We start from the raw sequence: 12,378 nt of genomic DNA on the forward strand, positions 1-12,378 counted from the left end.
GTCAGCGACTCCGCGCGGCAGGGCTGCCGCCCAACCACGCATCGCTGGCATCGTCGGTGGACAGGCGATGCAAGCGCACGCCGCGTGCCTGCAGGAGCGACCCCAAATGCTCCAGCGGCGCGACGAATTCGGCCTGCCAGCGTGCACGTCCGGCCTGAGTCGACAGATCGATCGCGATGCGCTCGCCACGCACGTCGAAGGTGACTGCACGTGCCGGTGGCGCCAGTTCCAGCGGATCGACCAGCACGATCACCACCACCTCGTGATGCAAGGCCAAGCCCGACCAGCGCGTGGCAGAAATCCGGCCGGCGCTGCGCGCATCGGCCAGCACGGTCAGGCGCGCGCCGGGGCGCAACAGGCGCGCCGCATGATCCAGCGCCACCTCCAGCCCCGCATCGCCGGACGGCGGCTGGGCATACCAACGCGCCAAGGCATCCAACACCGGCAGCACACCACGCTGACCGGACCGCGGCGCAATCGGCGCCTCGCTCGCGGTGCCGCGCAAGGCTGCAATACGATCGCCCTGGCGCTGCGCCAGCCATGCGGCGACCGCGCCGGCGCGTGCGGCCTGCACCGATTTGTAGCGCACGCGCGTACCGAAGAAGAGCGCAGGCGAGGTATCGGCCACGATCAGGCTCAAACGCTCGCGCTCAGCCTGAAACAATTTGGTGTGCGCTCGCCCGGTTCGCGCGGTCACGCGCCAATCGATATGCCGCGCATCATCGCCAGCCACGTACTCACGCGACTCGGCATATTCCATGCCGCGCCCGCGCGTGGCGGCCGGCACCGGCCCCACCACCCCGTGCCGGCCACGTCCCGGTTGACCGCGATGGATTGCAGTACCGCGCAGCGCAATCAGTTCTGCAAGCGCTGGGCGCACTCCATCGCCAGCGACTGGCGAGGGGGCGGCTGCAGGGGACGAGAACGGCATCGAAGACATCGGTGTCTGGCGAGAGTGCGGCATACCTCAGCGACGCTGCCCGATCAGGGCAGCGGAATCTTTTCGAGCAGTGCAGCGATCAGGCGTTCGCCGTCCCAACCCTCGGCGGTGGCCTCGTAGCTGGGTAGGACGCGATGCCGCAGTACGTCCGGGGCAATGGCGCGGATATCGTCCGGCGTCACGTAGTCGCGCCCGGCCAGCCACGCCCGTGCGCGCGCGCACCGTTCCAGTGCGATCGAGCCACGCGGGCTGGCGCCCCAGGCGATCCTCCGTGCCAATGCCGGGTCGTAACGCTTGGCATCGCGCGAGGCCAGCACGATTTCGATCAGATAGCGTTCCAGCTGCGGTGCCAGATGCACGTCAAGCACCACACGGCGCGCGGCGAAGACATCTTCCAATGGAATCTTGTCGGGTACGGTCTCGTGCTTTTCCAGCGTGTCGCGGGCGGACTCGCGTGCCAGGCGCAGGATTTCCGCCTCGGCGTCAGCCAGGGGATAGCCGATACGCACATGCATCAGAAAGCGATCCAACTGCGCTTCGGGCAGCGGGAACGTACCCTCCTGCTCGATCGGATTCTGCGTCGCCATCACCAGGAACAACTGCGGCAGCGCATAGGTATGCCGGCCGACCGTCACCTGCCGCTCGCCCATCGCTTCCAGCAGCGCAGATTGCACCTTGGCTGGTGCGCGGTTGATTTCGTCGGCCAGCAGGATCGGGTGGAAGATCGGCCCGGGCATGAACTCGAACCGGCTGTCCTGCGGCCGCCAGATTTCGGTACCGGTCAGATCGGCAGGCAGCAGGTCCGGGGTGAACTGCACCCGTGCAAAATCCGCTTCCAGCCTCGAAGCCAGCGCACGGATCGCGGTGGTCTTGGCCAACCCGGGCGCGCCCTCGACGAGCAGATGGCCATCGGCCAGCAAGGCAATCAACAGCCGCTCCACGAGCGCTGCCTGGCCAATGATGCGCTGCGCAAGCGATTCGCGCAGCGAGGTGAATTGACGGTGCAGCCGGTCCTCGGCGGGCGCGGCAACGGCTTCGGGGGGGAGCAGTGGCGGTGCGTTCATAGGTCCAGTGTGACCGATTCGAACGCGATTGGTTCACTCGGCGGCGTTGGGATGTTCAGTGAACGATACGAAATTTGACGTTTGTCAACGGGCCAATGCCAGAACTTTCGGACTCTACAAGGTCCTAGATCCCGCATCGGCACTAAGGTAGGGTTTCGTAAGCATTAGCGCGAAAATGATGTGGGAAGTGATTGATTGCTCAATCTGGATCTCACAAAAGGAAAGGGCCGCTTCCGCGGCCCTTTCAATCCGATCATTGCTCAAGGAGTCGCACTTGCGACGCGCAGAACCTTGGGCGTTACAAAGACCAGCAGCTCCGCCTTTTCCTTACTGCGACCGCGCTTTTTAAACAAATTCCCTAGGAACGGTATGTCACCCAGGAACGGGACCTTAGCGATACTCTCGCGATCATTGAATTCGTATACGCCACCGATCACCACCGTTTCACCATCGCCAACAAGCACTGCGGTATTGACCTCGCGCCGATTGATTTCCGGAACGGTCCCGTAGCCATCGAGAACAATGAACCGCGCAACTTCGTCCTTCTTGACGTTCATGTTCAAGAAAACGCGGTTGTCGTTGGTGATCGTCGGGGTCACCTTGAGCTCGAGCAGCACCTCTTTAAATTGAACATTTGCCTGGGCCTGCCCGCCACCGCTCGCCGCGGTGATAGTGACATAGCCGATCTCGCGACCTTGCTTGATGACGCCTTCGCGTTGATTGGCAGTCACAATACGCGGATTAGAGACCACTTCGCCGCGGCCTTCTTCCTGCATCGCGGACAATTCCATGTCAAGAGCAAAGTTACGACCAAGTAGCGTATAGGCGATCGACCCGGCGGTATTTGTCGTGAAGGTACCGGCTGGAAGATTAAAATTCAGGCCTGCTGGAACGTTATGTATGCCGTCATTAATAATAGAAACGTTATTGGATGTGCTGCCGCTAATGACGCCCGTATTCCCACCATACTGCTGCCGACCAGCGATACCAAATCTTGCACCCAAGTCTCTTGCAAACGTATCGGTTGCGATCACAATCCGGCTTTCAATCAGCACCTGATCCACAGGGCGGTCGATATGCGAAATCAGTTCGCGCATCTGCGCAACTTTTTTCGGGATATCGCTGATCATCAAAGTATTTGTGCGGTCGTCGGCAACCAAGCGCCCCCGTGGCGACAGGAACCCATTGTCCTGTCCTGCGCCGCCACCTTGGCCGCCCTGGCCACCGCTGCCGCCACCACCGCCAATGCCCTTGGCCTCGGTCAAGGCCTTAAAGATCGCGCCCGCGTTGTGGTAATTGATCTGCACATAATCGGTGATCAAGTCCTCGCGGTTCTCGATCGCGATGCGGGCGTCTTCCTTGTCCTGCTCGAACTTGGCCAGCTCCGGTTGCGGGGCGACCCAAACCACGCCACCATCGCGGCGCTTGTCCAGGCCCTTGGCACGCAGCACGATGTCCAGCGCCTGGTCCCACGGCACGTTCATCAGGCGCAGCGTGACGTTGCCCTGCACGGTGTCGGAAGCGACGATATTGAGGTTGGACTCCTCGGCGATCAGCTGCAGCACGGTGCGCACCGGCACGTCCTGGAAGTTGAACGTCACCGGGCGGCCGCTGTAGCCGCGCGCAGCGATCTGCGCGGCAGCCTGCGTGACCGCCGCCGGGCTCACACCGCCAACCGCCGGCTGGCCCTTGCGCGGGGTGATCTCCACCACGTATTCGTTGCCGGTCTGGTAGGCCAGCGAGTCGAAGGCACCCTTGGTCGACAGCACCAGCTGCGAACCGGAGCCGGACGGCTTCACTTCAACGCGCTGCACCGGCGTGGCGAAGTCGGTGACATTGAGCGGGCGTTGCAGCTCGGCGGGTAGCTTGGCATTGCTGATGTCCACCAGCACGTTGTCGCCTTGCGTCCGCAGGTCCGGGCTGGCGCCCTGGCCGTCGAACTGCAGGATCAGACGGCCAGCGCCGTCTTCGCCGCGCTTGAAATCGATTTTGGACACCGCCAGGCTCGCCGGAGCGACCTTGGCCGGATCCTGCGCGGGCTGAGTCAGCGCCGCGGCGGCGAACGCGCTGCCGCTCGCCAGCGCCAGCGCGAACCCCAACGCGCAGGCCTGGAAGATCGCGTGGCGTCGTACCGGACGCAGCCGCTGGGCATTGGAAAACGTCATCGTGCTATCCCCTATCACTTTATTGATCATCCAATGCGAGTGCGGCCGGCCGTTCAAGCCATCCACCCGCACCGTCCGGCACAAGTTCAATCAGCTCGATGCGGTCTTCGTAGACCCCGGTCACCCGGCCATCGCTCTGTCCCAGATACACACCCGGCCGCACCCGGTAGGTCACCTTGTCAGGCGCCATCACCAATGCGATCAGGCCCGAACCGCCGCCAATGGTCCCCACCATGTCGAGGGCGTCGAGCGGAAAGGCTTCCAACGGTTCCTTGCGCCGGTTCGGATCCGGACGCGTGCCGTTGCCACCTTCCGCGCTGACCCAGGCATCGCTGAACGGGTCGCGCATCGCCTGCGCTGCATATTCGAAGGTCTCGAACTGCTGCATCACCGGCAATGGCTCCAGCGGCGGCGCAGGACGCGCGCGCACCTCGGCAACCCAGGCTTCCAGATTCGGCGCATCGCCCGGTGTGCTGGTCACACCGCGCGTGCACGCCGGCAATACTGCAATTAACGCCACACAGGACAGAATCTTGAGCAATTTCATGGTCATTGGCCGCCCTTCTTCGCAGCGTTGGCCGCAGCCTTTTCCTGCTCGGCCATTTCCTCATCGTCCAGATAACGATAGGTCTTGACCGTTCCGGACAGCTCCAGCGCACCGCGCGGGCCGATACCGGCCTTGGGGTCCTTGGGCTTGAGGTTGATGTCGTGCATGGTCAGGATCACCACGCGCGGCAGCGAGGCCACACCGCTGACGAAGGCACCGAACTGGTGATAGCTGCCCACCATGCGCAGAGCGATCGGCTTTTCGGCGTAAAACTCCTTCGGCGATTCCGGACCGGGCTGGAACAGCTCGTTGGACAGGCCGCTGGACAACGCGGTCTGCGAAATGTCGATGATCAAATCCGGCATTTCGGTCTTGCTGGGCAGCTGACGCAGCATCTGCTGCAGCACTTGTTCCATCTGCGCGAGCTGCTGCTTGAGCGGCTCCAGGTTCACCGCGCGGCCCTGTTGGGTCTCGAACTCGGTGCGCAGCTGGGATTCGGTGCTTTCCAGGCCTTCCAGTTCATCGCGCTTGCTGCTGATCAACAGGAACCAGGCCAGCACCATGATGAACAAGCCGACCACAACGCAGAACACGATGCGCGCCTGCTGCGGCCAACCGCCGATGTTGTTGAAATCCAGATCGCTGAGCTTGAATGATTTCTTACTCATGACGCCGCCCCCTCCTGCGGCCGATTGGCTGGCGCCGGTGCTGCCTGCGTCGGTGCAGGAGCAGCGGCCGGCGGCGTTGCGGGCGCAGGCGCCGCGGCCGGAGCGGCAGGCGTCGCACCGGCAGGCGCAGCACCCGGTGCTGCGGTGCCCGGCGCAGCCGGATCCGCTGCGCCCGGCGCGGTGCCGTTCTTGTCAGCCTCGTTCGGGTTGGCCAGCTTGACCTTGAGCGTGAACACGTACGGCAGCGTCTTGGTGTCCATCGACGACGCGGCAGGTTGACCGGCCTTGTCCTGACTCTTGGCCTCGATGATCGACAGGTCCGGATTGGTCATCCAGCCCGAGCTTTCCAGGTTGCGCATGTATGCACTGACCCGCGCATTCGATTGCGAGCGACCTTCCAGCGTGAGGATGTCGCCATCCTGCTTGATGTTGGTCAGCGCCACGCCATCGGGAATGGTGCGCACCAGCGAATCGAACAGGTGCACCATCTGCGAGCGGTTGGCTTGCAGTTCCTCGATCACCTTCTTGCGGGCAAGCAGGCGGTCTTTCTTCTTGTCGAGTTCCTTGATCTCTTCGTTCTGCGCCTTGACCTTGTCGATCTCGGTGGTCAGAAACGCATTGCGCTCGGTCTGGCCGCTGATCTGCGCGTCGTAATAGAACCAGATCAACGCCGACAACAGCACGCCGCCCAATGCGGCGAAGCCCAGCATCGAATAGAACTCGCGCTCGCGTGCCTTTCGGCGCTCCGCGCGCCAGGGCAATAGATTGATTCTTGCCATCAGTCGAAGCTCCTCAGGGCCAGGCCGGTGGCGATCATCAATGCAGGCGCATCCAGCGCCAGCGCATGGGCCTGAACCTTCGGGCCAAGCGTCATCTGGGCAAGCGGATTTGCAACGACCGTGGTCACGCCGAGCTGCTCTTCCACCATCTCCGGCAGGCGCGCCAGCGCGGCGCAACCGCCGGCCAGCACGATGCAGTCGACGCGGTTGAACTCACTGCCCGCATAGAAGAACTGCAGCAGACGGCTGATCTGCTGCACAGTGGCTTCCTTGAACGGCTCCAGCACCTCGACCTCGTAACTTTCCGGCAGGCCGCCCTGACGCTTGGCAAGGCCAGCCTCTTCATAGGTCAGGCCGTAACGGCGCATCACTTCGTCGGTGAGCTGCTTGCCGCCGAACACCTGCTCGCGGCTATACAGACTGCGACCGGAGCGCAGCACGCTCAGCGTGGTCATGGTGGCGCCGATATCCACCAGCGCCACCACCGCGTCGGCGGCCACCGGCAATTCGCTGGCGACCAGCGCGAAGGCGTTTTCGACCGCGAAGGCCTCCACGTCCATGACCTTGGCGGTCAAACCGCCGAGTTCCAGCGCCGACTGGCGCAGCTCCACATTCTCCGAACGCGAGGCGGCCAGCAGCACCTGCACCATGTCCGGGCTGTTGGGCATCGGGCCCAGCACCTCGAAATCGAGATTGACTTCCTCGATCGGGTACGGAATGTAATTGGTGGCTTCCAGTTCGACCTGGGCTTCCAGGTCGCTATCGTCCAGATCGGCCGGCATCGGGATCAACTTGGTGATCACCGCCGACCCTGCCACAGCAGCTGCCGCGTTCTTGGCCTTGCTGCCGGAACGGTTGATGGCGCGGCGAATGGCTTCGCCCACCGCCTCCACTTCGACGATGTTCTTTTCCACGACCGCATTCGGCGGCAATGGTTCCACCGCGTAATGTTCCACGCGAAAACGGTTCCCGCTGCGCGATAGCTGCAAGAGCTTCACGGCAGTAGAACTAATGTCGACACCAATCAGTGGCGACTGACTCTTGGGTAAAAGCCCCACGGTAACTCCCCTGCCGACGGGCACTTGGACGCACGTGCGCCCTCGTATTAATAATCAAATTTTAACAGTTGACAAGCCCTTCACGCGCAAGGCAATGACCCCGCGACCGTGACCCCAGTGCTGTCTTCTGCGATCCCCAGAGTTCGGCCCCAGCCAAACTCGGCGTCATCTATACTCTGTGACCAAGAAATCTGCAATCGGAATCTCTCTTACATGCCCCGTATTCGCCGTTGGCTGGGCTGGATCCTGGCCACGATCGTCGTGCTCGCACTGCTTGGCGCTATTGCTGCCGGCGGCCTGTATTACGCCATTTCCTCGAAGTTGCCGGACGTTCAATCGCTCAAGCAGGTCGAGCTGCAGGAGCCGATGTACGTCTATTCCAGCGATGGCCGCCTCATGGCCGTTTATGGCGAGACCCGGCGTTATCCCGTCCAGATGAAGGACGTGCCGCTGCGCCTGAAGCAGGCCTTCCTGGCCACCGAGGACGCGCGCTTCTACGAGCACGGCGGCGTGGACTACAAGGGCATTGCCCGCGCGGTGTGGCTGCTGACAACCACCGATGCCAAGCGCGTGCCGGGTGGTTCGACCATCACCCAGCAGGTGGCGCGGCAGTTCTTCCTGAGTTCGGAGTACAGCTACACCCGCAAGCTGGCGGAGATCCTGCTGGCGCGCAAGATCGAAAGTGAGCTGAGCAAGGACGAGATCTTCGAGCTGTATCTCAACAAGAGTTTCTTCGGCAACCGCGCCTACGGCGTCGGGGCCGCTGCCGAGTACTACTACGGCAAGAAGATGAGCGAATTGAGCCTGGACGAGATGGCCTCGCTGGCCGGCATCCCCAAGTTCCCGTCCAGCGGCAACCCGATCAGCAACCCTGAGCGTGCGCAGGAGCGTCGCGACTATTACGTGCTGCAGCGCATGGCCGACCTGGGCTTTGTCAGCCAGGCCGAAGCCGACGCCGCCAAGGCCGTGCCGATGCACGCCAAGCCGCATGAGCCGCCGGTGGAGGTGTACGCCCCTTACGTGGCCGAGCTGGTACGTCAGGAAATGATCGCCAAGTACGGCGGCGATGTGCTCAACAAGGGCTATCACGTCACCACGACCATCGATGCGACCCTGCAGACCGGTGCGGATGTGGCAGTCGCCGACGGCTTGCGGGTCTACGATCATCGCCATGGCTGGCATGGCGTAGAGCAGCACTTCGACGTGCCCGCCGATGCGGACGCGCCTGCACTGGCCAAGCACCTGGCAGGCGCGTTCACCCAGGGCGGACTGCGTGCGGTGATCGTGGCGCGCACCAATCCCGATGGCGGGGTCACGGTCGTGCTGAGCGACAAGACCGAACTGTCCCTGCCCGCCAGTGCCAGCCGCTGGACCGGCAAGACCCCGGCCAAGCTGCTGACCCGCGGCGACCTGACCCGCATTCGCGCCGGCGAAAAGGACGGCGAGTGGATCATCGACCAGTTGCCGCGCGGCCAGGCGGCATTGGTTTCGCTGGACGCCAATAGCGGCGCCCTGCGTGCGCTGGTGGGCGGCTTCAGCTTTGCGGGGAACAAGTTCAACCGCGCCACCCAGGCACGCCGCCAGCCAGGGTCGAGCTTCAAGCCGTTCGTCTACGCAGCCGCATTCGAAAAGGGCTTCAACCCGGCCTCGATCGTGCTGGACGCGCCGGTGGTGTTCCGCGACCGGCGTGGCAAGACCTGGTCGCCGCAGAACGATGGAGGCGGCTTCCGCGGGCCGATGCGCCTGCGCGAAGCGCTGGTGCAGTCGCGCAACCTGGTGTCGGTGCGCCTGCTGGACGCGATCAGCGTCGATTTCGCACGCAAATACATCAGTCAATTCGGTTTCCAGGAGGCCGAATTGCCGCCGAACCTGTCGATGTCGCTGGGCACCGCTTCGCTGACGCCGCTGTCTGTGGCACGCGGCTATGCGGTGTTCGCCAATGGCGGCTCACGGGTGGACACCTGGATCGTGGATGAGGTCAAAGACCGCGAGGGCAATGTCATCTTCAAAGAGGTGCCGGCAGTAGCCTGCCGCACCTGCGCCCTGCAAGGCGGCAATGTGGCGCCCGTGAGCCAGGTCGTCGATGGCTTCAACTTCGGCGCGCAGGCACCGGAAACACCGCCTGCCGCGCCGGCCACGGCCACGCCGACGCAGGCGCAGACCGCCCCTGCGGCAACCGCGCAGACCAAGATCGCGCCGCGCGCGATCGACGAGCGCACCGCCTACCAGCTGGTGTCGATGATGCGCGACGTGGTCCAGCGCGGCACCGGCACCGCGGCCAAGGTCCTCGGCCGCGAGGACGTGGGCGGCAAGACCGGCTCCACCAACGAGCACCGCGACGCGTGGTTCTCCGGCTTTGGCGGCCCCTACGTCACCACCGTATGGGTGGGCCGCGACGACTTCCGCTCGCTCGGCTATCGCGAATACGGCGGCAAGGCGGCGCTGCCGATCTGGATCGACTACATGCGCGTAGCGCTCAAGGACAAGCCGATCGCCGCCAACGATCCGCCCGATGGCATGACCCAGGCCACCATCAATGGCGCCGTCGAATGGGTCAAGAACGAAGATCTGGACCGCCTGCAGGATTACGACTACGGCCTGCAGGAACAGCAGGACGAAAAGGCGTTCGACATTTTCTGAGGAATCGGGATTGGGGAATCGAAAGCGGCGAGGCTGTTCGGTTCCCCAATTTGTTGGCCCCCGATTCAATACGCGCCGGCCATTGCCGGCCTGATGGATCGCTGGCGGCAACGTTGCCGGGTCGGCGCAGCGCTCACCTGCCCGCCACGGATATCGCACGCGCATTGCGCCTTGGCCGTGCATACCCGTACCTGGACCATCGCCCGGTCACCGCTGCGTGATCGTTCCTTTGCAATGACATGACGCATTCGCCATGTCTTCATGCAGCTGTTGTAGAGTCCAGATCAGGTTCATTAGGGGAGCCCGGTCATGCATCACGCACGCGCGCACGCCGATACACGAACCCGGGAACGTCGCCATCGTCTGGCGCACGAAGCCGCACGCCTGATGGCCGAAGGCGGCATCCGTGATTTCCATCAAGCCAAGCTCAAGGCTGCCAGCCGGCTCGGCATTCATGACGATGCGTCGCTGCCACGCAATCGCGAGATCGAAGATGCGTTGCGCGAGTACCAACGCCTGTTCGCCGGACCTGCGCACGGTGCGCGTCTGCGCCAACGTCGCGAAGCCGCGTTGCGGGCGCTTGAGTTTCTCAGCCCCTTCCAGCCACGGCTGACCGGCCCGGTGCTGGACGGCACCGCCGACGCCAATGCACCGGTGCACCTGCAGTTGCACAGCGACGATGCCGATGCCGTGCAGCGGTTTCTGGAAGAACACCGCATTCCGGCCGAGTCGCGCACGCGCCGGCTGCGCCTGGATCGCGAGCGCAACGGCGAGTTTCCGGTGTGGCTGTTCAGCGCCGAAGACCTCACCTTCGATCTCACCGTGCTGCCCTACGACGCGCTGCGGCAGGCGCCGCTGTCGCAGCTGGACGAAAAGCCGATGCAGCGTGCGTCGGCCGCGCAGGTGCGACAGTTGTTGACAGACGGCGACGGTTCCACCGGCTCACCGCTGCTGCGCTGAGTCGGCCATATGACGCGGAACCTGACTACGCGGGCGAGCTCTGTGCTTCTTTAACCGGCGTCACGACGCCGCTACGCAGCGGTCGTTTATTCGGGCCCAGCCAGCCGGACGAACCGTCGTGAAACACGACGCTGCCAATCGCCACGACAGCAGCACGCTGTGCTGGAAGGCGACTGCCGCGCAACCATCCAAATGCAAACGCCCCGCACTGCGGGGCGTTTGTTTACGCAGGTACGCGTGGACCGATCAGCGCTTGGCGCTGTCGGTGTAATCGCGCTTGTCGTAACCGGTATAGATCTGGCGCGGACGGCCGATCTTCATTTCCGGGTCGACCTGCTGCTCCAGCCAATGCGACACCCAACCTGCGGTGCGTGCGATGGCGAACATCACGGTGAACATTTCCACCGGGATGTTGAGCGCCTTGTAGATGATGCCCGAGTAGAAGTCGACGTTCGGGTACAGCTTGCGCTGCACGAAATAGTCGTCCTTCAGCGCGGCTTCTTCCAGCTTCAGCGCCACTTCCAGCAGCGGGTCGTTGACGCCCAGCTCGCCCAGCACCTTGTGGGTCATCTCGCGGATGATCTTGGCGCGCGGGTCGAAGTTCTTGTAGACGCGGTGACCGAAGCCCATCAGACGGAACGAGGAATTCTTGTCCTTGGCCTTGGCCACGGCCGATTCGACGTTGTCGGCGGTGCCGATCTCTTCGAGCATCTTCAGCACGGCTTCGTTTGCGCCACCGTGTGCCGGACCCCACAGCGCGGTGATACCCGCGGCGACCGAGGCATACGGATTGGCACCGGTCGAGCCGACCAGACGCACGGTCGAGGTCGAGGCGTTCTGCTCGTGGTCGGCGTGCAGGATGAACAGCAGATCCAGGGCCTTGGCAACGACCGGATTGATCTCCAGCGGCTCGCTCGGCACTTCGAACATCATGTGCAGGAAGCGGTCGACGTAGTTCAGGTTATTGCGTGGGTAGCGGATCGGCCAGCCGATCGAATAACGGTACGCCGCAGCCGCCAGGGTTGGCACCTTGGCGATCAAACGGATGGCGGCCTGACGGCGCTGCTCCGGATCGTTGAGGTCCAGGGTGTCGTGGTAGAACGCCGACAGCGAGGCGACCGAGCCGGCCAGCATGGCCATCGGGTGCGCGTCGTGACGGAAACCGCCGAGGAAGTTCTTCAGCGACTCGTGCATCATCGTGTGATGCGTCACTTCGTGGTCGAACTTCTTGAATTCGTCCGCCGTCGGCAGTTCGCCGTTCATCAGCAGGTACGAGACCTCAAGGAAGCTGGACTTTTCGGCCAGCTGCTCGATCGGGTAACCGCGATACAGCAACACGCCATTGTCGCCATCGATGTAGGTGATGGCCGACTTGCAGCTGGCGGTGGCGGTGAAGCCCGAGTCGTAGGTGAACAGACCGGTTTCTTTGGTCAGCTTTGAGATATCGACGCAATAATTGCCAAGCGTGGGCTTGAGAACCGGCAGAACGACCGACTTGTCGCCGGCGTTGAGCGTGACCTGATCAAGATCGGACACTGTGTACGCTCCTTCAGTGGA

At 63.4% G+C, this 12,378-nt stretch carries 10 protein-coding genes; 2 read left to right on the forward strand and 8 right to left on the reverse strand.

All coding sequences use genetic code 11. The features are described 5' to 3' along the window. Position 1 precedes the first annotated feature (1 nt). The 7 genes from ACCQ16_RS16090 to ACCQ16_RS16120 all read right to left on the reverse strand — a co-directional run bounded on the left by ACCQ16_RS16090 (position 2) and on the right by ACCQ16_RS16120 (position 7,221). Positions 2-964: a DUF58 domain-containing protein gene (locus ACCQ16_RS16090; protein ID WP_033479015.1), complete on the reverse strand. Its 963-nt coding sequence runs from the start codon at positions 962-964 to the stop codon at positions 2-4. Positions 965-984: 20 nt separating this feature from the next. Then, on the reverse strand, positions 985-2,004 hold the full coding sequence (locus tag ACCQ16_RS16095) for an AAA family ATPase (protein ID WP_029820183.1): 1,020 nt from the start codon (positions 2,002-2,004) through the stop codon (positions 985-987). 260 nt (positions 2,005-2,264) lie between these two features. After that, on the reverse strand, positions 2,265-4,169 hold the full coding sequence (locus ACCQ16_RS16100) for a type IV pilus secretin PilQ (protein WP_014090959.1): 1,905 nt from the start codon (positions 4,167-4,169) through the stop codon (positions 2,265-2,267). Between the two features lie 19 nt (positions 4,170-4,188). Then, positions 4,189-4,722: a pilus assembly protein PilP gene (locus ACCQ16_RS16105; RefSeq protein ID WP_007974439.1), complete on the reverse strand. Its 534-nt coding sequence runs from the start codon at positions 4,720-4,722 to the stop codon at positions 4,189-4,191. Then, positions 4,719-5,384, reverse strand: a complete 666-nt coding sequence (locus tag ACCQ16_RS16110; RefSeq protein WP_008575845.1) for a type IV pilus inner membrane component PilO — start codon at positions 5,382-5,384, stop codon at positions 4,719-4,721. The genes ACCQ16_RS16105 and ACCQ16_RS16110 overlap by 4 nt, the downstream gene beginning before the upstream one ends. After that, a complete protein-coding gene (locus tag ACCQ16_RS16115) occupies positions 5,381-6,163 on the reverse strand; it encodes a PilN domain-containing protein (protein WP_011348457.1) in 783 nt (260 codons plus the stop codon). Before ACCQ16_RS16115 ends, ACCQ16_RS16110 begins: the two co-directional genes overlap by 4 nt. Continuing rightward, complete coding sequence (locus ACCQ16_RS16120) at positions 6,163-7,221, reverse strand: pilus assembly protein PilM (protein WP_011348458.1); 1,059 nt, start codon at positions 7,219-7,221, stop codon at positions 6,163-6,165. Before ACCQ16_RS16120 ends, ACCQ16_RS16115 begins: the two co-directional genes overlap by 1 nt. Before the next feature lie 213 nt (positions 7,222-7,434). Between ACCQ16_RS16120 and ACCQ16_RS16125 the strand changes: the two genes are divergently transcribed. Further along, on the forward strand, positions 7,435-9,861 hold the full coding sequence (locus tag ACCQ16_RS16125; RefSeq protein ID WP_228740513.1) for a penicillin-binding protein 1A: 2,427 nt from the start codon (positions 7,435-7,437) through the stop codon (positions 9,859-9,861). 309 nt (positions 9,862-10,170) lie between these two features. Then, the gene (locus ACCQ16_RS16130; protein ID WP_011348460.1) at positions 10,171-10,821 is read left to right on the forward strand and encodes a hypothetical protein; all 651 of its coding nucleotides are present in this window, start codon (positions 10,171-10,173) and stop codon (positions 10,819-10,821) included. A gap of 246 nt (positions 10,822-11,067) precedes the next feature. Here ACCQ16_RS16130 and ACCQ16_RS16135 read toward each other — a convergent pair whose 3' ends face one another. Further along, a complete protein-coding gene (locus ACCQ16_RS16135; protein WP_372380022.1) occupies positions 11,068-12,357 on the reverse strand; it encodes a citrate synthase in 1,290 nt (429 codons plus the stop codon). Positions 12,358-12,378: the final 21 nt, after the last annotated feature.

The sequence above is a fragment of the Xanthomonas sp. NCPPB 1062 genome (assembly GCF_041481705.2).
In the GTDB taxonomy this organism is placed as follows: domain Bacteria; phylum Pseudomonadota; class Gammaproteobacteria; order Xanthomonadales; family Xanthomonadaceae; genus Xanthomonas; species Xanthomonas euvesicatoria.